Annotated in this window: 13 protein-coding genes and 3 tRNA genes; 8 read left to right on the forward strand and 8 right to left on the reverse strand. The window is 33.5% G+C overall.

The features are described 5' to 3' along the window. The first annotated feature begins 22 nt into the window (after positions 1 to 22). The 3 genes from J2W95_RS06070 to J2W95_RS06080 are packed head-to-tail and all read left to right on the forward strand — an operon-like array spanning position 23 to position 7,989. Entirely contained in the window at positions 23 to 4,375 is a 4,353-nt protein-coding gene (locus tag J2W95_RS06070) for a phage tail tape measure protein (RefSeq protein WP_310004995.1), read from the forward strand. A gap of 4 nt (positions 4,376 to 4,379) precedes the next feature. Further along, entirely contained in the window at positions 4,380 to 6,182 is a 1,803-nt protein-coding gene (locus J2W95_RS06075; RefSeq protein ID WP_310004997.1) for a hypothetical protein, read from the forward strand. After that, on the forward strand, positions 6,160 to 7,989 hold the full coding sequence (locus J2W95_RS06080; protein WP_310004999.1) for a hypothetical protein: 1,830 nt from the start codon (positions 6,160 to 6,162) through the stop codon (positions 7,987 to 7,989). The genes J2W95_RS06075 and J2W95_RS06080 overlap by 23 nt, the downstream gene beginning before the upstream one ends. Here J2W95_RS06080 and J2W95_RS06085 read toward each other — a convergent pair. From J2W95_RS06085 to J2W95_RS06100, 4 genes are all read right to left on the reverse strand, one after another. Then, the gene (locus J2W95_RS06085; protein WP_310005001.1) at positions 7,981 to 9,105 is read right to left on the reverse strand and encodes a site-specific integrase; all 1,125 of its coding nucleotides are present in this window, start codon (positions 9,103 to 9,105) and stop codon (positions 7,981 to 7,983) included. The two genes, J2W95_RS06080 and J2W95_RS06085, sit on opposite strands and share 9 nt — an antisense overlap. A gap of 161 nt (positions 9,106 to 9,266) precedes the next feature. Beyond that, positions 9,267 to 9,340 (reverse strand) — tRNA-Arg (locus J2W95_RS06090). A gap of 14 nt (positions 9,341 to 9,354) precedes the next feature. After that, positions 9,355 to 9,429 (reverse strand) — tRNA-Pro (locus J2W95_RS06095). Positions 9,430 to 9,508: 79 nt separating this feature from the next. Further along, positions 9,509 to 9,595 (reverse strand) — tRNA-Ser (locus J2W95_RS06100). A 439-nt stretch (positions 9,596 to 10,034) separates the two neighbouring features. Between J2W95_RS06100 and J2W95_RS06105 the strand changes: the two genes are divergently transcribed. Together J2W95_RS06105 and J2W95_RS06110 are read left to right on the forward strand one after the other, a co-directional pair. Then, a complete protein-coding gene (locus J2W95_RS06105) occupies positions 10,035 to 11,219 on the forward strand; it encodes an acetyl-CoA C-acyltransferase (RefSeq protein ID WP_310005003.1) in 1,185 nt (394 codons plus the stop codon). Positions 11,220 to 11,322: 103 nt separating this feature from the next. Next, on the forward strand, positions 11,323 to 12,084 hold the full coding sequence (locus tag J2W95_RS06110; protein WP_310005005.1) for a C40 family peptidase: 762 nt from the start codon (positions 11,323 to 11,325) through the stop codon (positions 12,082 to 12,084). Between the two features lie 48 nt (positions 12,085 to 12,132). Here J2W95_RS06110 and J2W95_RS06115 read toward each other — a convergent pair whose 3' ends face one another. The 3 genes from J2W95_RS06115 to gyrA all read right to left on the reverse strand — a co-directional run bounded on the left by J2W95_RS06115 (position 12,133) and on the right by gyrA (position 17,928). Then, entirely contained in the window at positions 12,133 to 13,197 is a 1,065-nt protein-coding gene (locus J2W95_RS06115; protein WP_310005007.1) for a tetratricopeptide repeat protein, read from the reverse strand. 736 nt (positions 13,198 to 13,933) lie between these two features. Further along, complete coding sequence (locus tag J2W95_RS06120) at positions 13,934 to 15,202, reverse strand: tetratricopeptide repeat protein (protein WP_310005009.1); 1,269 nt, start codon at positions 15,200 to 15,202, stop codon at positions 13,934 to 13,936. Positions 15,203 to 15,303: 101 nt separating this feature from the next. Next, a complete protein-coding gene (gene gyrA / locus J2W95_RS06125; RefSeq protein WP_310005011.1) occupies positions 15,304 to 17,928 on the reverse strand; it encodes a DNA gyrase subunit A in 2,625 nt (874 codons plus the stop codon). 260 nt (positions 17,929 to 18,188) lie between these two features. Here gyrA and J2W95_RS06130 point away from each other — a divergent pair, with 260 nt between their 5' ends. From J2W95_RS06130 to J2W95_RS06140, 3 genes are all read left to right on the forward strand, one after another. Next, the gene (locus tag J2W95_RS06130; RefSeq protein WP_310005013.1) at positions 18,189 to 20,756 is read left to right on the forward strand and encodes an ATP-dependent Clp protease ATP-binding subunit; all 2,568 of its coding nucleotides are present in this window, start codon (positions 18,189 to 18,191) and stop codon (positions 20,754 to 20,756) included. A 139-nt stretch (positions 20,757 to 20,895) separates the two neighbouring features. Further along, positions 20,896 to 22,266, forward strand: a complete 1,371-nt coding sequence (gene rimK / locus J2W95_RS06135; RefSeq protein ID WP_310005015.1) for a 30S ribosomal protein S6--L-glutamate ligase — start codon at positions 20,896 to 20,898, stop codon at positions 22,264 to 22,266. A 58-nt stretch (positions 22,267 to 22,324) separates the two neighbouring features. Beyond that, complete coding sequence (locus J2W95_RS06140) at positions 22,325 to 22,840, forward strand: DUF421 domain-containing protein (RefSeq protein ID WP_310005017.1); 516 nt, start codon at positions 22,325 to 22,327, stop codon at positions 22,838 to 22,840. Between the two features lie 297 nt (positions 22,841 to 23,137). Here J2W95_RS06140 and J2W95_RS06145 read toward each other — a convergent pair whose 3' ends face one another. Then, the gene (locus tag J2W95_RS06145) at positions 23,138 to 24,478 is read right to left on the reverse strand and encodes an inorganic phosphate transporter (protein WP_310005019.1); all 1,341 of its coding nucleotides are present in this window, start codon (positions 24,476 to 24,478) and stop codon (positions 23,138 to 23,140) included. Positions 24,479 to 24,483 lie beyond the last annotated feature (5 nt).

Raw genomic sequence — 24,483 nt, forward strand, 5'->3', positions numbered from 1 at the left:
ATTTTACTTAAAATCAGCACTAATGGCAAAGACAATATCAGACGAAAAGTTGAAATTATCCATTGAAATCAATGGTAATTCAGCTCAAAAGGGCATATTAGAATTAGAGAAAGCAGTCATAAAGCTAAAGCATGCAAATAGCGATTACGCTTACGAACAAAAAATGATTGCCAAACAATTAGGTAAAGATTCTCAGGAATACAAAAACCTAACGGCAAAGATGAAGGCGAATAGTCTTGAAATTGAACAGAGTGAAGCTAAACTTCAAGGGTTAATTTCAAATTTGAAGCTGACTGAGAAAACAATGGGACAGTTGGGTACAGAAGCATCTGTTTTAGGAAGAAAACTAAAATTATTAGATCCTAATTCGTCTGATTGGAAAAAAACCGATGCCGATTTAAAACAAGTTAATGGCAGAATGCAGGAATTACGAAGTAATTCACAAACTGCAAAAATATCAATCAGTTCCCTAGCTGATGGATTCAATAAATATCAAGGAATGGCTCTTGGGGTAATTGCCACCTTAACAGGTGTAGTTCTTTCTGTTCAAAAAATAATCGACATCAACGGCAAATTATCCGATGCCCAATCGGACGTGATGAAAACCACGGGCATGACCAAAATCGAAGTCGATGAACTGACCAAGTCTTTTGGATTGCTCCAAACCCGTACTTCAAGAATTGATCTCTTAGGGATAGCTGAGCAAGGCGGGCGTATTGGAATTGCAAAAGCCGAAATAGGCGATTTCGTTAATGTAATGAATAAAGCTTCAGTCGCTCTTGGAGATTCATTTACTGGAGGTGCTGAGGAAGTGGCAAATAAACTTGGAAAAATTAAATTCTTATTTGAAGAAACTAAAAATTTAGGAGTAGAACAGGCTTATAACTCCATTGGTTCTGCTATCAACGATCTTGGAGCAAACGGAACAGCATCCGAAGCAAATATTGCAGATTTCACCACCCGTATAGGTTCACTTACCGATGTATTAAAACCAACTATACAGGAAACATTAGCTTTGGGAACTGCATTTGAAGAATCTGGAATCGAATCCGAAGTTTCGGCTCGTGCCTATGGTATTTTCATGAAGCAAGCAGCTACCGAAAGTGGGAAGTTTGCCAAAGTCATGGGGATATCACAAAAAGCGGTCGAGAATATGATTAACACCGATCCTTTGGAGTTCATGCTAAAATTCTCTGAAGGTATGAGAGGGATGGATGCAACTAAAACGGCAAAAACTTTGGATTATCTAGGAATCAGTGCTGATGGTGCAAATAAGGTAATTGGCGCAATGGGTAATAACGTTGGGCGTTTTCGTGAACTTATCGATTTATCAAACAACTCCTTTGCTTCTGGAACTTCGCTGGTAAATGAATATGATATCAAAAATAATAACCTTGCAGCAACACTCGAAAAAATAAGCAAAACAGTTTCCGGATGGTTCTCTTCAGAAACATTTATCAAGTGGCTAACAATAGGAGTGAATTGGCTTGCTAATTTCATAGGTGCCACAGAGGAAGCAAACAAGGAAGTATCCGCATGGAGGATAATGATTGTATTTACTGCTAAAATTTTAGCATTAATGGTTGCTTCGCTAATTTCATACACAGCATGGACAACTATAGCTGCGTTAAGAACTCGAACTTTAGGTGAAGCAACCGCATGGAATTTATTGCAACAAAAACTGCAAGTAATGTGGACTTCACTGCAAATCGCGGGATTGACTATTTATACTGGAGTAATGAACTTCTTCGGAATTACAACTACCAGAGCAACAGCCGCATTAAAAGCTATGAATGTTGCAACCGCTACAAGTCCATGGGGAGCAGTATTAGCAGTGCTTACAGCTGTTATTGGCGCATATATAGCTTTTAAGGATTCTGTAAATAACAGCGTAGTAGCCCAAGAATCATTCAGTAAACAACAAAAGAAACTTGTAGATGAAGTTGGAAAATCAACTTCTGCAACAAAAGCGCATATGAGTTCATTGGTAACTGTAATCAATGACACGAATGTTTCCTTAGAAACCCGAAAAAAGGCTTATGAAGATTTAGTTAAAATTGCTCCAGAATTTAATGGACTTCTTGTAAAAGAAGGTCAGGAAGTTTATGGATTGACAGCAATCTATGCAACTTATATCGAAGCTTTAGACCAAGTGGCTAGAGCAAAAGCTTTCGCTAAACTTAATGAAGGAAATATTGAAAAAGAAATAAATGCAACCCAAAGATTGTATAATGCCGAAGTAAGACTATCAAATGCGAGAAAAGCAAAAGAAGATTATTATAAAAAAGGAGGAGCATATAATAATAAAAATTTGTCAGTTGATGAACGTGTATCTAGATTCGAAGGTATTTCAGATGAATTAGCGAATGCTGAAAATGAATTCAAAATAGCATCTTCATTACTTTCTAACACTAAAAAAATAGTTAAAGAAACAAATAACTTCAAAAAGAATGAGGTAAAAGACATTCAAGACAGGATTAATCTTAATGAAAAAGAACTTGCTTCACTAGAAAAAAAATATAAAAAAGAAGTCGCTCTAAAATCTTCCAGAGGTAGACAATTAGCTATGTTATTGAAAGCAGACAAAGAATCTTTAAATTCTTTGCTTGGAGTTAGTTCTTCTCCAACACCGGATACATCAGATTATAATGTACCAGGTGATAGTTCTGATAAATCCGCCGAATCAGCAAGAAAAAAACGTGAAGAAGCTGAGAAAAAACAGTTAGAAGATACCCGTAAATTCCTTGATGAAAAATTAAAATTGGAACGCCAAGCACAGGATAACCGTCTCTATAAAATGGAGGAAGGTGAACAAAAAGAAATTATCATCGAACAGGTAAATCTTGGCCGTAAAATTGAAGATTTAGAAAAAGGTTTAATAAAAGAGCAGGATATTGAACAGGCATTTGCCAATTCAAAAAATGAAAAACTTTCTAAAAACACACGAGCGTATTGGAAAGCACAAGCAGAACAATGGCAATCATTAAATGATTCCAATAATTCTGATATGGAGCACGCTGTTATTCTTCATGATATCAAAGTTGCCACTATAAAAGAGAAATATGCCAAGGAAGCAATTGAAAAAGAACAGGAACAATATGAGTTAGGCAAACTTCAAAGAGAAACTAATTTCAATAATGAATTAGCCGAATTAGATTTATCTGATAAGGCTAAGAAAAAACGCCAAGACGATTTTGATAAAAATGAATTAGTTCTGCAGAAAGAACATTTAAAAAAGAAAATTGACGAATTAAAAAAAGTTTTATCAGAAGGTATTTTAACACCAGAAGGTAGAGATAAATTCAATAAAGACATTGCTTTCCTTGAAAATGCAATGTCGAAAATTCAAATTGCAAAAGACCCTAAAAAGCAATCAGGTGCGGAAAAACTTGGAGAAGCTGCTAAATCTGCATTTGGTGAACAGGACATTTTAGGTTTCACGCCAACTCAATGGACTGATGCTTTTAACAATTTAGATTCACTCGCTGGAAAATTACAGGCTTTGGATATGGTCCTAATAGGGATGCAAAACGCTTGGGGACTTTATGGCAATTATCAAAATGCGGTAGAATCTGCTGCATTAACAAAATTTGAAAGAGCCTCAGATGCAAAGAAAAATAAATTAAAAAGGCAATTGGATAGCGGTATGATTTCTCAGAAAACATACAACAAACAAGTTGATAAAATTGATAAAGAGTTAGAGAAGAAAAAAGCGGAAACTGAATACAATAAAGCCAAAAGAGAAAAACAAATGGCAATTGTGAGCGCAGTTATTAGTACAGCAAAAGGTGTTGCTGCATCATTACCAAATTTCATTTTAGCAGGAATAGCAGCTGCTATTGGCGCAATACAAATTGCTACAATTGCTAAACAACCATTACCCGCCAAAGGATACGAATCAGGATTATATGGCAACTACGTAAAGCGAGAACAGGACGGCAAAGTTTTCAAGTCTAAGTATGCAGGAAAAACACGTTCCGGCTTAGTGAGTGATACAAGTCATTTCCTTGTAGCTGAGAATGGCCCCGAAATGGTAATCGACAATAAAGCATGGCGACAAATGCACCCTGCAGTTAAGGATTCACTTATTCGTGAACTCAATGGTATAAAAGGATGGGAAAAAGGATTATATAATCAAGAAGCCAGACGTTACGAGGTTCCCGCTGAAACTAATACCACTACTCCATCATCATCTAATGACAACCAATTACTACAAATGGTATTAGCTGTAGTAGCGGAGAATACTGAGGTCATGAAAAACCTACGTGATAATGGGGTGGTTGGTAAATTTTTTAAAAATGATTTGCAATCAGCAAAGAACATTCAGGACAGTATTAAAGATTTTAATGATTTAAGAAATAAAGCTAAAAAATAATAAAATGGCATATTCAAGTATTACAATAGTGTTTAACGAAGTTCCATTAACACATTCTGATTTAAATATTTTGGAATCGTCTTTGGGGCTGCATTTAAACGAAAGTTTTAAGAATACTCGATTATCATCTGGCCAAGTTTCAATACCCGATGAGAATGTAGAGGAAGGTGGTTATGACGGATATACTTCAGATAATTATGTATCTGCTTTTAATTCAGATTATAATTCTGAAGATTTATTTAGTTTATCGAGTTATAGTGGTCCAGAATCGGAAGGAAAAGGTACTGTAATAATTACTGCAAATTATCCTGGTGCGCTTTTTTCAGTAGTACTAGAAACGGCTGATGTTACAATAACAATAACGGAAGGTGATGATGAACCAATTGACCCTGAAGACCCTCCTCCAACTTTCAGCTTTACGCCAGTAAGTATGGCCTTTGTACATCAACAAAACGTACCTAGCCCTACTCAACTTATTACATTAACCGGTGATTTGTGGAAAGTTAAATCAAAACCTAATTTTATATTAGGGACTTCATCTCCAGGAGTAACCATAGTCTCAGTAACTGATGGTACTGGAACTTATTTTGTAGCATCGGGTTCTGGCAACGCTATTGTTGGAGTTGGTTTAAGTGAATATTATGATAGTGATGCAATATTTACAGGGGTAGATTTGGCGGGTACATTTGAAATATTAAAGAATAATGTTCATTTTGGCAATATTAATTATACTGTTAGCGTATCAAGATTATCGGATTTCTTTGAGACACCATACACAATTGGACAAAAAGCATTTACGTTAGATCCTGTGTTTTTTAAATTTCAATCAGAAAACGTAGGTACTTATTTTCAATTTAATGCATTAATAAATACCTATGATTTTTTCACAGAAGAATTATATGAAAATCTGATTCCCCAAAAAGTGGTTTTATTTAAAGGAAAATCCGAAGTCAATTTGGGAAGATTAATTCATAGATTAATGAGAAATTTTCCAGATGTTAATGACAATTTAGAACAATATAAATTCACCAAATTACAAGTAACCGTTTCCGAAAAACTGTTTTTGGATGATAGTGTGGTACGATCTGGAACATCTGCAGACATTCATTTTGTAGCTGGATTAAGTCGTTATTTTGAGAATTATGGATTTTTGGAATTCAACCCAAAACCAAATCGAGTTACCCAAAAAAGCTTTGCTTATTTAAATATTTTAATTCCTGCGGGCAGTTTTGAATTAAGAACTTTCAAGAATGGGGACTTGATTGCTACTGTAGTATTACCAACTGATGCAACTACCACTCTCTGCAAAAAAGTAACATTTGAAAATTTCAAACAAGGAGATGTAATCGAATATGTAATTGATTTAGTTGGGGAAGTTAATGAAGATGCTCCCAAAAAAGCTTTTTATATTTTCCCAAATTCTTATTATTCAAATATGATTGTTTGGGAAAATGAATTTAAAGTGCAATCAGCAATTGAGTGCACGGGGACTGCTGTACTAGACCCTGATTTAGAATATCAATCTCAAAAAGTATATAAGAATTTAGTAGAAGCCCTTGAACATTTATCAACTTCAAAAGAAGTGAAAATGTTTATCGATACAGGTTGGTTACTCTTTACGGATATCGATACTATTGAAAGTTTAATGCGCTCCAAAAGAGTCTGGTTGGTTCAGGGAGAAAAAAGGATTTCTCTTCGTCCAATTGGCAAGAAACTTCCAAAGCAAGATTATGAAGCCGAAACGATATCATTCCCTTTAGAATTCACTATTAACAGAGCCTACGATGAGGAAACTTATACACTCTAGTTTTGAACTAGACCTAACGCCTTTCAAAATATCGGATACCGAAGAGAACAATTGGTTTTCGGATAGTTTTTTCTTGAAATATTCGTTTCCTTTTGAAATTGATTTGGAAATTGATTTGGATATCGCATTTGGTTTCATCTCCCAATTCAATTCTGATGATGTAAAAACGTACTTCGATTTACTATATGTACACGGAGATAAAATAGAGCAAGCGGTTTTGGAAGTGGAATCCATTCAGGAGAAATTAAGTTGTACACTTCGTTTTGGATTTGAACAATTACCAAGTTTTGACAAAAAATTATCTCAATTGTCCCTGGCTAATTTTACTTTGGAATCCGGAACAACAATTTTTGATCATGCCCAATCAGTAATCACAAAGACATGGCCAGAAGTTAATTATAATTTTCCGCAGGTTCATGTTGACAGGTATGATACTTCAGAAGGAATATGGGAAAATTTCGGGGGCATCTTAAATAACCGTGTGAGTGGTTCTTTCCTTGAAAACACCGTAGATACAGTTGAAGATATTACCTATAACAGGAATGTAATGCAACCACTACCCTATATTTTACACATTCTGCAGCGCGGAATGGTAGATGCGGGTTATACTTTGTCTGGAAAAATATTGACAGATGAACGAATTACAAAGGCTTGCCTTTATGGTGATGTTGATTATTTTAAAAAACCAACGCTTCAAGAACCATTGGACATTATTCAGATGTCTGAGGATGCAACGATCACTACGGGTACACAGACTCAAAATTTTTATTACAATGTTGTTTTGGCGGCACCAGGTAAGTATAACATTCAAGGAACAATAAAGAGTTTGCGTTGGTCAAACTATTGGTGTTATTTCAGAATAAAATATAGAAATACTATACTTTTCGACCAAAAGTCATCCCCAACCAATTGGGATCATGGAACTACTTTCAGGACCTATGATGTTGATATTACTTTTGAAACAATTGCCGATGCAAACCCGAACGATATCACGATAGAAGGTTATATAAATTATACCGAAGAGCAAACCATCATCGATTTATCCGTTTTGACATTGGTATTGTTTGATTCTTCGGGTACCGCAATAGCATCAGTTTTAAATGAAAACAAAGTTGATTTAACCAAAGCAGTAGCGGACATAACCTTTGGTGATTTTGTAAAAGTGATTAAAAACTGGTTCAATTATGATTTGGATATTGTTGGAAAGCTTGCCGTAATGAATCCCGTGGAAGACGAAATAAATTATGAGGATGCAGAAGATTTACAATTTGCGGAGATAAAAAGACCGCTGAGGAAATTCACCCAAGGAAACTCATTTGAACTTAAATTTCAAGATGTGGAAAGCACTGTTTATAAATTTGAACCCGTATTTCAAAATAAAGACGGTGTGTCGTATTCAAATTACACAACCGACGATAAGACAAGCACAATTGAAGTTAATGCATTGCCGTTACCATTACTTACCAGTAACGGTGTTCAAACAGCACATGCATTCGAAAGTAATGATTCTAAAGTGTTTTTGGTGAAATACGATGGTTTATACAATGGTAATAATTTGGCACAATCCAACACAGAATATTTACTCCCTGCAATCCATCCTATATATTGGCAAAAATGGTTTGAGTTTCGGATTTTCGCTCAGGCTTTTACTTGGAGTTTTAAAGCTTGGGACGAACAGCTTCAAAAAATAAAGGCGAAAACCAAGATTTTCGCCTATAACAGATATCACATAATTAAAAACATAAACAGGACTGAAACAACTCCTGAACAATTTACTGTTGAAATTGAAACAAATACTTTAAAATAACTTGTCAATTAGAAAAATTTCAGCATTTGCATCAGCCTGAACTATATGTGAATAAATCATAGTCTGATTAATATCAGTGTGGCCAAGTAAAAGCTGTAATTTTTCGATTTGACCTCCAGCACGTAAAAAACTGGTTGCAAATGTATGCCTGCCTACGTGAAAAGTGACTTTCTTTTGAACTTTAGCGTTTACCATAATTTTTTTTAATTCATCATTAATATGTTGATCGCGAAATTTTTTTACAAACAAATTTGGCTCATAATCTACTATCTGACGGGCTTTCATATTTAAAGCAATAGATTGATCCTTTTTTGATTTTTTAGCAATAAAGGTAACGTAGTCATCCATAAAATTTTTACGGGTCAATTTTTGAACATCAGATATTCTTAAACCAGTCATGCAGCTAAAAAGGAAATAACCCAATATTAAGCGGTGTGAATCATTTATAAATGGGCTAAAATAGTATTCGCAGCTTCGTTTAAGTTCATGAGTTGTTAAACTAGTTCGATTTCCTTTTGTACTTCCGGGTTTAATTTCATCAACATTCAGAGCTAACTTAATTCCGGATTTGAAAGCAATTCCTAAAAACTTTTTTACAGCTGCTATATTACCGGCAACAGTAGTATTTTCATTACCCAAACCTTTCAAGTGCTTCCTAAATTTATCCAGCCAATTATGATCTAAATCCTGAAAAGTCACATCATCATCAAATGCAATAATTTTTTTTAACACAGAATTATATCTGTTATAAGATCCTGGTTCCATCAATACCTTTTCCTCCTCTAGCATTATTTTATAAAATGCAGTAAATCGAACACGTGGCATCCCGTTCAAATATTCCTTTTTAAGATTTTCGGGAGTTAATATTCTATCAGATAACCTATATGATGTTTTAATTTCTGTCAGCTTAGACTTTATATTATCTAAAAGCAAATTAATATCCTGATTGTTTTTTGAAATTGGCATCAGCCTTTGAGTAACAGAATTCCAATCTTTCCGGTAAACATTAATATCCAAATGGATCCTGATTTTTGGAGTTGAAGGTGTTATCGTTAATTGTAAAGATGTCTTCCCATCTTTTAAATCATATTCTCTTAATAAAAATCTTTCTTTCATTGACACGTAAATTTTTTGCGTGTCCACTAGCGTGTCAAAAATACTTCTTGAAACTGAATTCATACTGCAAAAATAAAAGGTTAAAAAAACAAAAAAGCGCACTATACTTGGCCTTACGACCTGTATGTGCACTTGTTTTTTTGCCTCTTATGGCAACTTAGTGAACGCAGAAGGATTCGAACCTTCGACCGCCTGCTTAGAAGGCAGGTGCTCTATCCAGCTGAGCTATGCGTCCATTATTTTTATTTGTCGGGGTGGCAGGATTCGAACCTGCGGCCTCCTGCTCCCAAAGCAGGCGCGATAACCGAGCTACGCTACACCCCGAAAACAATCTGTTAATTTATTTTATGAAAATATAATAAAATATTGAATCTTGCTGTGATTCTTAATCAAGAATAAATTGCGGAGAGTAAGGGATTCGAACCCTTGGTACAGTTACCCATACGCTTGTTTAGCAAACAAGTCCTTTCGGCCACTCAGGCAACTCTCCAAGCTCAAGGAACGTGTCCTGTTTTGCGGTTGCAAACTTAAGACATGTTTACGTTTCTCACAACTATTTCAGCACTTTTTTTTCATATTTTTCTACTATTTATTCAAATGACTTCACTATCAAATATATAACAACCACTCAAAAAACCATTTTTTGCAAATAAAAAACTAGAAGAAGACTATTATCATTATTTCGGAAGACTAAATCATTATTCGAATATTTATACAAACCTTCATTTATCCTATTCTTTTTAAAATTTTACATCATATATCATATGACAAAACAGCTCTAAATAGTAAAAACACTTTTATTAGAGAATTAAATGAAAACAAAGTAAAAAACAGAGATTCGTTAAATAAATCCCAATTTAAATTCATTAAAAATTTGAATTTTACAAAATAAGTTTAAATTTGCTACTATAAATCAACATATAATAAACATGAGCAAAAGAGTTGTTATCGTTTCTGCCGTTAGAACACCAATCGGCAGTTTTATGGGAGGATTATCTACAATTACTGCACCAAAATTAGGCGCAATAGCCATAAAAGGTGCATTAGAAAAAATACAATTAGATCCAAATTTAGTTGACGAAGTTTTTATGGGTAATGTCGTGCAGGCTGGCGTAGGTCAAGCTCCCGCACGTCAAGCTGCAATTTACGCTGGTCTTTCTAATAATGTCACTTGCACTACAGTTAATAAAGTATGTGCTTCCGGAATGAAAGCTCTAATGTTAGGATCACAAGCCATTCAATGTGGTGATGCTGAAATTGTAGTTGCTGGAGGAATGGAAAACATGAGTTTGATTCCACATTATATGAATTTGAGAAACGGAACCAAATTTGGACCTAGCACTATGGTTGACGGAATGCAAAAAGATGGATTAACAGATGCTTATGACAATAATGCCATGGGAGTATCTGCAGATCTATGTGCAACGGAATATAAAATATCTAGAGAAGAACAAGATAATTTTGCAATCCAATCTTACGAGCGCTCAGCTAAAGCCTGGAGTGAAGGTAAATTTAACAATGAAATAGTTCCTGTTGCCGTTCCTCAAAGAAAAGGTGAGCCAATAATTATTTCAAAAGATGAAGAGTTCACTAATGTTTCTCTAGAAAAAATACCTACATTAAACGCTGTATTTACAAAAGACGGAACAGTTACCGCAGCAAATGCATCAACTATAAATGACGGTGCAGCAGCGGTTATTTTAATGAGTGAAGAAAAAGCAATTTCTTTAGGTTTAAAGCCGTTAGCATACATTAAAGGTTATGCCGATGCCGCTCAAGAACCAAAATGGTTTACAACAAGCCCTGCAAAAGCACTTCCTAAAGCATTAGCGAAAGCAAACCTAACTTTAGATGAAATTGATTATTTCGAATTTAATGAAGCTTTTTCAGTAGTTGGACTGGCCAATTCCAAAATACTAGGATTAGATAATAAAAAAGTAAACATTAACGGAGGAGCCGTATCATTAGGACATCCTCTTGGTTGTTCAGGTGTTAGAATAATCGTGACATTATTAAATGTTTTGGAACAAAATAATGCAAAATATGGAGCCGCAGCAATCTGTAATGGCGGTGGTGGTGCTTCAGCCTTTGTTATAGAGAGAAATATTTCATAAAGATCACTTTAAATAAAATACAATTATTAAATAATACGAATTGAAAATTACTATTTTTACAAATATTTTTGATTCGTATTATTTTAATTTCTAATTTATATAAATGTTTGGAATTTGTAATTTAGCCATGATTCCACTTCGTGCCGAAGCCAGTGATAAAAGTGAAATTGTTTCTCAAGTCTTATTTGGAGAACATTTTGAAGTTTTGGAACAATATAAACAGTGGTCTCATATAAAAATGCAATATGACGAATACCAAGGCTGGGTAGATACTAAACAATTTCAATTTATTACAGAATCCAGCTACAAACAGCTTTCGTCAGAAGCAATAATTCTCAATGCTGATTTAATAGAATATATTGTTGCCCCATCTAATTTATTAATTCCGATCCCACTTGGATCCTCCTTATCCTTTTTAAACTATCCAGAAATTAACCCGAGTAATTTTAATTTTGAAGGAGCCAAAGTAAGTGGTATAAAACCAAGAAACAAAATAATAAACTCTGCATTTATGTATTTGAACGCTCCCTATTTATGGGGTGGAAAAACACCTTTTGGCATAGATTGTTCAGGTTTCACACAAATGGTATATAAACTAAATGGTTACAAATTATTGCGAGACGCATCTCAGCAAGCAACACAAGGTGAAGCATTGAGCTTTATTGAAGAGAGTGAACCTGGTGATTTAGCTTTTTTCGACAATGACGAAGGAAACATCATTCACGTTGGAATAATAATGGAAAACAATTATATTATTCATGCAAGCGGAAAGGTGAGAATCGATAGATTGGATCATTTAGGAATCTATAATGCCGAAACTAACAAACACACTCACAAACTAAGAGTAATAAAAAAAATTATATAAAAAAAAGCTAGAAAATTTTCTAGCTTTTTTTTTGTACACTCATAAAAGCTACATACTTGCTTTTAATGAATTATATTCGTTGGTCATATCCAAAGATCTATAAACCCCCAAAAGAGATTTCATAACATCTTGATTTTTGGGATCTATTACCAATGCTTTTTTAAGATATGGAATCACACTTTTTACCAAATTCTCTTTTTTGACTTTCAACTGATCATAAAGCTCCATTTCCTTTGGAGTATTTCCTAATGCATCCATTTGATCCATTAAAGCCTTTTTAGATTCCAATTTGATATAAGCTAAATTAATATAAGCATCAATATAATTTGGGTCCAACTCTAAAGCTTTATTATAACAAATTTCAGCTTTAACAGCATCATTTTTTTCAAGATAGATATAAGCTAAATTTTTATTAATTTCAAATTTTTTAGAAGGCGAAAAAACATCCCTTGGTTTTTCATGAAACCCACCAGTAACACTTGCAGTTCTAACGTTAGCAGAAGCAAAACTTTCCTCTACTTTTGTTTTTTTATTTATTGCATAATAAACTACCCCTTTTCCTGAATAATTTATTTTCCTCAATTCTTCATAATATTTAATAGCCGAATCATAATCTTTAGCACTCATTGATGAAGAAGCTGCATAAAATAAATTTAAAGTGTCTTTTTTATCAAATAAGTAGACCTTATAACTTTTTTCCGCACTCTCTTTATATTTACCTACCTTAAAATCATCTGCAGCACCATTAACAAGCTTCGATTTCATCTCTCTTAAAGCTACATTAGCTTGTAAAGAATACTTATACTTACCCGCCTCATTTTCAAATTTAATCAATTCTTGATAAGCTTCGGATGCCAAAGAAAGATTATTAGCCATATCAATATTTTTTGAAGCCAAATCTTTAAAAATATTACCTTTCAAAAAATAGAAATCAGACTTCTCTTCATCTGTAGAATTAAAAATCAAATATTCAATTTTTTTCAAAACACCTAAGGCATCTTGAGATTTTCCGCTTTCAAAAACAGATTGAGCTGCTTTTATTTGATCCTTTTGCGCGTACATACCAGCATTTATCAATAATACTATTGATAGCATTACAAATTTTCTTTTCATTTGGTTAAGTTTAGTTATTAATATTAGGGGCTGATTATTTTATATAGAAATTCTGAAAAATTAATTTTTACTCCTTCATAAGTTTAGAAAGACTATAATACTCAATAAACAAAAAAAGAAAATAAAAAAATTTAAAAATGCATTAAAAAAAGTTCATTAGATTTTTTTGCTCTAGACAATACTTTTTATAACATTTTAGAAGAAAGTAGTTTTTTTTACATACATAAATATTTTTTTTGATTAAACAATTTGGATTATTCATTTTTAAAAACTCAAATTACTTTTACATAATTAACAATACTTAGTTTACACAAACTCGTTAATTAACTATATTAACTCTAAATTCATAATTTTGCTCTAAAATAAAATTATTTTTTGATTTTACAAACAAATTATTTATAAATTTTAACAAAAAGACTATAATTTCACAAAGCAAGATGATCTCTGTTATTTTCTATTTTTATTTAAAAAAAAGCAATCCAATATCAAATCATTATTGCACTATAAAATCTTTTTGATATAATAAATTAATATGGCAATCCATCATTATGCTATTTCACAACACTAAACCGATCCAATATTCTAATCAAAATAAAATTATATTTCTACTAATAATTTTAATTCAAAAAAAGACTGACAATTCCTTACTAAAAAGTAAAAAACATAATTGCATAAAATAAAAAAATCCTGCATCGAATATACTCGAGCAGGATTTAATTTGACAACTTATTTAAAACTACATTTTAGCTTTTAAAGCTTTATACTCTGTAGTCATTTCCAATGCACTGTAAACATTCAATAATGTTTTAGCCACATCAACATTTTTAGGATCTAACGCTACCGCTTTCTCTAAATATGGAATTGTACTTCTAAACAAATCTTCACGTTTCTTTTTTAACACATTATATCGCTTCATATCATCAGCAGAAGTACCAAGCTTATTCATCTCATCAATGATAACTTTTTCATCATCCAGTTTCATTGCAGCCATATTGATATAAGCATTAATGTATTTTGGATCCAATTCCATAACTTTAGTATAGAATTTTTCAGCTTCACTATAGTTTTTTGATTGAGCACTAACAACACCCAAATTAAAAATCAAATCTACATCGTTTGGATTTTTTTGCAACGCTTCAGAAACTAACTTTTTATAAGTATCCATATCTTTTGACTCTAGATACAGATTAGCCTCTGTCAATATTAACGAAGTATCATCTGGATTAGCTTTTCTAGCATCAGAAACAGCTTTTTTAGCTAAATCCATTTTCCCTTGTTGAACATAAATCAAAGCTACATTTTTGTAGATTTCACCTCTTTTTGAAGGTACACTTTCATTTCTTGGCTTTTCATGAGTACCCATTTTAACTAAACGATCCCTGTCTGCAGCTGTAGTGAAATAATCTTCTTGGCTATTTACTTTATTAACAGCATAATAATAAGTTGCTTTTCCTGAAAAATTTAAAACTTTTAATTCTTCATACAGTTTAAGGGCAGTATCATAATCTTTTGCATTTACATAAGTAGATGCTGCATAATAAAGATTAAGAGTGTCTTTTTTCTCAAGTAAATAAGCTTCATATAACTTTTTAGCTCCCTCTGCGTCCTTATTAGCTTTAGTATCTTCAATTGCAGAATTAATTAATTTTCCTTTAATTTCAGCAATTGATGCTGCTGCTTGAGTTGAATATTTCGCTTTTCCAGAAGCTTTTTCAGCATCCAATAAATCTTTATACGATTTTGCAGCAAGACTTAAATTCTTATCTGTCTCAATATTTTTATTCGCTAAATCCAAATGTGCATTTCCTTTTACAAATAAAAATTGTGCTTTTTCAGCATCAGGCGCATTAACAGACAAATACTCCGCACCTGTTAAAATTGTAATAGCCTCATCAGACTTACCTGCTTTTAAAGCTTTTTCAGCAGCTTTAATTTCATTTTTTTGAGCAATACTTGCTACTGATAAAAATAATGCTGACGCTATTATTACATATCTACTTTTCATAAATAATTATTTTAAATTTTAAACCACAAAAATAGTAAGAAAAACATTTATTCTTTATGATTTTTGTCATAAAGAATAAATGTTTAAGATAATTTTATTACTTAATTCTCTTCATCTGAATCATCTTCTTCACTTTCTTCAGACTCATCCTCTATTTCCTCATCATCCTCATCTTCGTCCTCTTCAGTTACTCCATCATCTTCAAGCACTTCCAAAACAGGTTTCACTCTTTCGATTGCAGAATCTTCAACAATATTTCCATCTTCATCAACAACAACTTCTGTAGCGTCATCTTTCATTACTTTGGTAACGGCTGCTATTGAATCATTACCTTTTATATTAATCAATTTCACACCTTGGGTTGCTCTTCCCATAACTCGCAGATCTTCTACAGCCATTCTAATAGTCAACCCAGATTTATTGATAATCATCAAATCATCAGCATCTGTCACAGCGTTTATCGAAATTAATTTACCAGTTTTTTCAGTAATATTAAGAGTTTTAACCCCCTTACCTCCACGGTTAGTAATTCTATACTCATCTAGACTAGAACGTTTTCCGTAACCATTTTCAGCAACTACTAAAATTTCACTGCTCATATCATTTACAGTTACCATTCCAATCACTTCGTCAGTTTCGTCTTTTAGAGTAATACCACGAACTCCGGAAGCTGTTCTCCCCATTGGACGCGTTTTAGTTTCTTCAAAACGAACCAATTTACCAGATTTGACAGCTAAAATGATTTGGCTTTCACCATTAGTCAATTTAGCTTCTAATAATTCGTCACCTTCTTTAATTGTAATTGCAGCAACACCATTAATTCTTGGTTTAGAATATTTCTCCAATGAAGTTTTCTTAACCTGTCCTTTCTTTGTTACCATTACAAGATTATGACTATTGATATACTCTTTATCTTTTAAATCCTGAGTACAGATAAATGCTTTTACTTTATCATCACTTTCAATATTCACTAAATTCTGAATAGCTCTACCTTTGGCAGTTTTACTTCCTTCAGGGATTTCATAAACACGCATCCAGAAACATTTTCCTTTTTGCGTAAAGAACATCATATATTGGTGATTCGTAGCAACAAACATATGCTCCAAGAAATCCTGATCTCTTGTACCAGCACTTTTTTGCCCAACTCCTCCTCTATTTTGTGTTTTATATTCCGATAAGTTTGTACGTTTAATATAACCCGCATGAGATATTGTAATAACCACATTCTCATCAGCAATCAAATCTTCAATACTTACATCTCCTCCCGAATATTCAATTTTAGAACGACGCTCATCACCATATTTATCGCGAATCTCAGTCAACTCCTCTTTTATCAAAGCAATTCTTAAATTAACATCCGCTAATAAAGCTTTCAAATGCTCAATTAACTTCATAATTTCATCGTATTCTGACCTTAACTTATCTTGTTCCAGACCAGTTAATTGACGCAAACGCATTTCAACAATGGCGCGAGATTGAATATCAGACAAATTGAACCTTTCGATTAATTTATCTCGAGCTTCTTCAGTACTTTTTGACGCTTTAATTAAAGCAATTACTTCATCAATATTATCCGAAGCAATAATCAAACCTTCCAAAATATGAGCTCTCGCTTCAGCTTTCTTCAATTCAAATTGCGTTCTACGAGTAACAACATCATGACGGTGTTCTATAAAATAATGAATCAAATCTTTAAGATTCAACATTTGTGGACGACCTTTAACAATTGCAATATTGTTAACACTAAAAGAAGATTGTAATTGTGTAAACTTATAAAGTGTATTCAATACTACATTTGGCGTAGCGTCACGTTTTAATATATAAACGATACGCATTCCATTTCTATCCGATTCATCACGGATATTGGCAATACCATCAATTTTCTTTTCATTTACTAAATCAGCAGTACGTTTGATCATATCTGCCTTATTAACTTGGTATGGAATTTCGGTAACAATAATACTTTCTCGTCCATCAACTTCTTCAAAACCAACTTTGGCACGCATCACTACTCTACCTCTACCTGTTTTAAAAGCTTCACGAACTCCTTCATAACCATATATTACACCACCAGTAGGAAAATCTGGAGCTTTAATATGTGTCATTAATTCATCAACTTCTATGTCATTATTGTCCATATAAGCCAATGTACCATTGATTACCTCAGTTAAATTATGAGGTGGCATATTGGTAGCCATACCTACTGCGATTCCTGTTGCACCATTTACCAATAAGGTAGGAACACGAGTTGGCATAACCGTTGGCTCTTCTAATGTATCATCAAAATTCAATTTAAAATCAACTGTTTCTTTATCTATATCTGCTAGAATTTCTTCCGAAATTTTACGCATCCTGGCTTCAGTATAACGCATCGCAGCAGGACTATCACCATCTACAGATCCAAAGTTACCCTGACCATCAATCAATAAGTAACGCATACTCCATTCTTGCGCCATACGAACCATGGCATCATAAACAGATGTATCACCATGAGGGTGATACTTTCCAAGAACTTCCCCAACAATTCTTGCGGATTTTTTATGGGCAGATCTTGAATTAACTCCCAAATCATGCATTCCAAATAGTACTCTTCGATGTACTGGTTTCAAGCCATCTCTAACATCTGGAAGTGCTCTTGATACAATTACTGACATCGAATAATCGATGTAAGCTGTTTTCATTTCATCTTCAATGTTAATAGGAATTAACTTTTCTCCTTCAGACATAATATATACTTAAATTAAAATTATTTTGTTTTAAAAAATCCCGCTAATATAACCTTTCTCAATGTGTTTTCACTCATAAATAGACAGAAATTTGCTCGAATTATTAACAAAATTTTATTGCGATTTAGTTAATAAATTAAACAGGCTTTAACTATATGTTCTTCATTTTTTTTGTCAATTAGCAGTAAGAGTATTTAAAGGTATGATTTTTGCTTTTGATTATCTTATTTACTAAATTTACAATAACAATACCTAATAATATGGATGATAATTTTTCACCTAGAGTAAAAGACGTTATTACTTATAGCAAGGAAGAGGCTTTACGCCTTGGACATGACTTTATAGGTACTGAACATTTAATGCTTGGCATTCTAAGGGATGGAAATGGTAAAGCAATTCACATCCTTAACAACCTATCTGTAGATCTTGACCATTTAAGAAGGAAGGTTGAAATCCTAAGCCCTGCCAGTCCTAGCATTGATGTTAGTGTAGAAAAGAAAAATTTACATCTGACACGTCAAGCGGAACGTGCTTTGAAAACTACTTTTTTAGAAGCAAAAGTTTTCCAAAGTTCATCAATCAGCACTGCACACTTACTGTTGTGTATCTTGAGAAACGAAAATGATCCTACAACCAAGCTATTGAATAAACTCAAAATCGATTATGACGTAGCTAAAGAACAATACATCAATATGACTCCAAACGAAGACGATTTTTTAGAAAACTTGCCAAAAAACGAATCTTACAATGACGATTCAGGACAAGATGACAGCCTCAAAGAAGGTAATTTTAATAATCCCGCCAATAAATCAAATAAAAAATCTAAAACTCCAGTACTTGACAATTTTGGAAGAGATTTAACAGAAATGGCAGAAGAGGGAAAATTAGACCCTGTGGTAGGGCGTGAAAAAGAAATAGAACGTGTTTCTCAAATTTTGAGCCGACGCAAAAAGAACAATCCTTTATTAATAGGTGAACCAGGTGTTGGTAAATCGGCTATTGCTGAAGGTCTTGCATTGAGAATCATTCAAAAGAAAGTTTCCCGTATATTATTTAACAAACGTGTAGTCACTCTAGATTTAGCTAGTCTTGTTGCTGGAACAAAATATAGAGGACAGTTTGAAGAAAGAATGAAAGCCGTGATGAATGAATTGGAAAAAAATGATGACATCATTCTTTTCATCGATGAGATACATACAATTGTTGGCGCTGGAGGAGCAACTGGCTCACTAGACGCTTCAAACATGTTCAAACCCGCACTATCAAGAGGAGAAATTCAATGTATTGGCGCAACTACTTTAGACGAATACCGTCAATACATAGAAAAAGATGGCGCACTTGAAAGACGTTTTCAAAAGGTAATTGTTGAACCGACTTCCGTTGAAGAAACAATCACTATCCTGAACAATATTAAAAACAAATATGAAGATCATCATAATGTAATTTACACACCAGAAGCTATTGAAGCTTGTGTTAAATTGACTAATCGATATATGTCTGAGCGATTTTTACCAGACAAAGCAATCGATGCATTGGACGAAGCTGGATCTCGAGTTCACATAACCAATATTGATGTCCCAAAACAAATATTAGATTTGGAACGACAATTAGAAGAAGTTCGAGAGTTGAAAAACTTGGTTGTTAAGAAACAAAAATATGAAGAAGCAGCCAAACTTCGTGATGATGAGAAAAAGATAGAAAAAGATTTAGCCATAGCACAAGAGCAATGGGAAGAAGATTCTAAAACCAACAGAATATTAGTTACCGAAGATAATGTTGCTGATGTTGTATCCATGATGACTGGAATTCCAGTAAATCGTATTGCACAAACGGAAAGTAACAAACTGGCCAAATTGCCTGAGCTTATTCAAAATAAAGTAATTGGACAAAACGAAGCAGTTTTAAAAATAGCTCGTTCTATTCAAAGAAATCGCGCAGGATTGAAAGATCCAAACAAACCAATTGGTTCTTTTATTTTCTTAGGCCAAACAGGTGTTGGAAAAACACAATTAGCCAAAGTTCTTGCTAAGGAATTATTTGATTCTGAGGATGCATTGGTTCGAATTGACATGAGTGAATACATGGAGAAATTTGCGATTTCAAGATTAGTTGGAGCGCCTCCAGGATATGTAGGTTACGAAGAAGGAGGTCAATTGACTGAAAAAGTTCGTAGAAAACCATATTGTGTTGTGTTACTTGACGAAATTGAGAAAGCACATCCTGATGTTTTCAACATGATGCTTCAAGTGCTAGACGATGGATTTTTAACAGATAGTTTAGGTCGCAAAATTGATTTCAAAAACACGATTATTATTATGACATCTAATGTTGGTGCTCGTCAGTTGAAAGATTTCGGACAAGGAGTTGGGTTTGGTACAGCTGCCAAAATTGCACAAGCCGATGATAATTCTAAAAGTGTTATTGAAAATGCTTTAAAGAAAACTTTTGCACCAGAATTTTTGAACAGAATTGATGATGTAATTGTATTTAACACTTTGGAAAAAGAAGATATTAATTTAATTATTGAAATCGAGTTAAAAAAACTTTATGACCGCATCAAAGAACTAGGTTATCAATTAAAATTATCTGATAAAGCCAAAGCATTTATCGCTGATAAAGGTTTTGACAAGCAATTTGGTGCAAGACCATTAAAAAGAGCGATTCAGAAATACGTTGAAGATACATTGGCTGAAGAAATTATCACTTCAAAAATTGCATCTGGTGATGAAATCTTTATGGATATTGTAGATGGTTCACAAGAATTAACAGTAAATATCCACAAGGCAGAAGAACCAACTAATCAAACCGAAGAGCCTACTAATCAATAATTTAAAATAAAATACTACATAACAAACCCGTTACGTTTTAATAACATAACGGGTTTATTTTTTATAGGATATTATCGTATTTTTTTAAAAACAAATATCTACATTTGATAGTTATTAAAAAGATCAACAAAATTAATTTATGTTTCAAAATAAAGTCATACTGGGTAGCGAAGAATGGTGCTCTTTTCCAGAATTAGGAATTCCAACAATTAAAGCTCGTGTAGATTCTGGTGCAAAAACATCTGCTTTACACGCCATAAATATTGCTCCATTTATAAAGAATGACGCCAATTGGGTAAAGTTTGACATTAATCCCATACAGAACAACACAAAAACTGTTATCCATTGTGAAGCCCCAATGGTTGACAAAAGAATAGTAAAAAGTTCCAGTGGCTTTAGAGAACACCGATATGTAATTCAAACTCAAATTGCTATTGGAGATTCAAAATGGCCTATTGAAATGACCCTAACAAATCGTGATTCAATGGGTTTTAGAATGCTTTTGGGACGTGAAGCCATGAGCGGAAGGATATTGGTAGACCCAGAACAAAAATATCTTTTAGGACAACCTACAACAGAAAGCCTTGTTGAATTATATAAAAATTCAGAAAAAGCAAGTTCTGGTTTAAGGATAGGACTTTTGGCAAGTAATCCAGAATTGTACAGCAATAAAAGGATTATGGAAGCTGGAGAAATGCGTGGTCACGAAATGCATTTTTTGAATATTAAAGAATGCTACATGAAACTGGACGCTAAAACTCCAGAAATTCATTACCGTGGCGGAAAAATATTAAATCAATTTGACGCAATCATTCCTAGAATCCGACCAAGTATTACCTTTTATGGTTGTGCCTTAACTCGACAGTTTGAAGCTTTAAAAGTATATTGCTTAAACTCATCGACTGCCATCACGCAATCTAGAGATAAACTATTTTCTTTGCAATTATTATTAAATCACGGCGTAGATATCCCAACTACTGGATTTGCTAATTCCCCTTTGGATACCGATAATTTAATAAAAATGGTTGGAGGTTCGCCTCTTATTGTAAAATTACTGGAAGGAACTCAAGGAAAAGGTGTTGTATTAGCAGAAACCAAAAAAGCAGCAGAAAGTGTAATCAACGCATTCAAAAGCCTTAATGCAAATATATTGGTGCAAGAATTCATCAAAGAAGCTAACGGAAAAGACATACGTTGTTTCGTAATTGATGGTAAAGTTGTTGCCGCAATTCAAAGAGAAGCGATGCCAGGCGAATTTAGAGCCAATATCCATTTGGGTGGAACAGCATCTGTGATTAAAGTTACTGCTGAAGAAAAAAGAATAGCCATAAAAGCAGCAAAAGCAATGGATTTAAAAGTTGCTGGTGTTGATATAATTCGCTCCGCAAAAGGACCTTTATTACTTGAAGTAAACTCTTCTCCAGGACTTGAAGGAATTGAAGGTGCCACCAACAAAGACATCGCTGGAGAAATGATTAAGGCAATTGAGAAAAATTTTAAAATTAAGTAGATCATCTTAAAAGAACAAAACACACCTACAAGTAAAGATAAAAACCAAAATCTACACGATGAATCCCTACCTAGATATTGTTATTCGTAGTTCAGCTGTGTATTTATTCATGGTTATTGCGTTGCGTATTTTTGGTAAAAAAGAATTATCTCAACTCAATACTGCTGATGTAATTTTGATTTTGCTAATAAGCAACTCCGTGCAAAATGCCATGGTGGGAAATAATACAACTCTTTGGGGTGGCCTGGCTGCAGCTACAATACTTTTTGCTATTAATTTTATATTAAAGAAATTAATATTTAGGTATAAAAAATTCAGCGAATTCATGCTTGAGAAACCTGAAATCTTAATTCACAACGGAACTTTAGATTTCAAAAACTTAGGCAAGTTAGATATCACTTCGGATGAATTGAAAGAAGCTATGAGAGAGCATGGCGTGGAATATTTTAAGGAAGTAAAACTGGCGATGCTTGAAATTGATGGAAACATAAGCATTATTACAGGTGAAAATGACTTAAAGCAAACCCACTATAAGCGCAGAAAAAATCATAAAGATTTAATTCAAGGGAATTAAAAAACAGTTTAAAATACCCTGTAACTTTTGCTTTTTTTTTTGTAAATTATAGCTAAATATACAATTGAATTCCATTTTTGGATAAGTTGATAAAACCAAGAATCCTGTCTTTAGCCCAGATGGAAACGGCATCCTTTTTGTCTCGATTTTTTTTGAGATAAAAAGATATCGTGGACAGCTGGAGAACTGCTGATTATTGTAAAATAAGTCTTGCTCCAAAAAAAATAAATACAAATTTTAAGACACAAAAAAACCATTCGAAATTCGAATGGTTTTTTTTATAATGTGATAATTATTTTATAAAAATATATTTAGAAACCAATATACTAGTGCAGCTAGTAATGCAGAAACAGGAATCGTTAGTACCCAAGCCCAAATTAAACTTACTGTTACTCCCCAACGTACTGCTGAAACTCTTTTGGTTAAACCTACACCAATGATAGAACCTGTTATTGTATGTGTTGTACTTACAGGAACTTTAAAATGTTCTGTAAAATATAGCGTTAACGCACCAGCTGTTTCAGCCGCCACACCTTCGAAAGAACTTACTTTGGTAATTTTAGACCCCATCGTTTTTACAATTTTCCAACCTCCACTCAATGTTCCAGCAGCAATTGCGGAATAACATGCTAAAGGAATCCAGCTAGGCATTTTAAATTCAGCACCATCTGACGGAAGTACCACATCTAACCAAGCATCCATATGTACACCAGGATTTGTATTGATATATACTGCAACAGCTGCAGCAATAATACCCATTACTTTTTGCGAATCATTTCCACCATGACCTAAACTAAACGCAGCAGAAGACACCAATTGCATTTTTTTCAATGCAGCATCAGCTTGATGAAGATTTAGACTGCTAAATATCAAACAAAAAAGACTTACAGTCAAAACAATAAAAGCTACCAAAAACCATTTTATATTGTGAGGCTCAAAAGCAACACTCCAAAAAACTGAATTTTCAAAACGTGGATTTCCACCATCTTTTATGATCTCTTCATATGGTATCATTTGATTATATACAAACCAAACAGTTATTATCATTAATGCTATTGTAAACAATTTAGGATAAATACTTTTACGAGAAGCATTCAATAACCAAATAGAAATTAAATACGAAGCCATCGCTCCCAATAATGGAGCCAAAACTATAAATGCAACAATAATAAGCACTCCAGAAGGCATTCCTCCATCTTTTCCGGCTTTATACCAACTCACAATATCGTACCAATGTTGTATTTTTCCATCATCTGCAACATACCCAGAAAATCCATGAACAGCAATCGCGTGAGCTAAAGCTGCTCCTGCGAACCCCCCTATTAAAGTATGAGAAGAACTTGAAGGAATTCCAAGCCACCATGTCAATAAATTCCAAACAATTGCCGCAATGACTCCTGCCAAAATGACAACAAGATTTATTTCCATAGTATGGGCAGTTTTGGCAACGGTATCTGCTACTCCAAAACCAAAAACCCAATAGGCCAAAAAGTTAAAAAAAGCTGCCCAAAGTACTGCCTGAAATGGCGATAAAACTTTGGTTGCAACAACAGTAGCAATAGCATTGGCCGCATCATGAAAACCATTGATGTAATCAAAAATTAATGCTAGAACTATAATAATTATGAGTAAAGTCATATCAA

It is taken from the genome of Flavobacterium granuli (assembly GCF_031456055.1).
In the GTDB taxonomy this organism is placed as follows: Bacteria; Bacteroidota; Bacteroidia; order Flavobacteriales; family Flavobacteriaceae; genus Flavobacterium; species Flavobacterium granuli_A.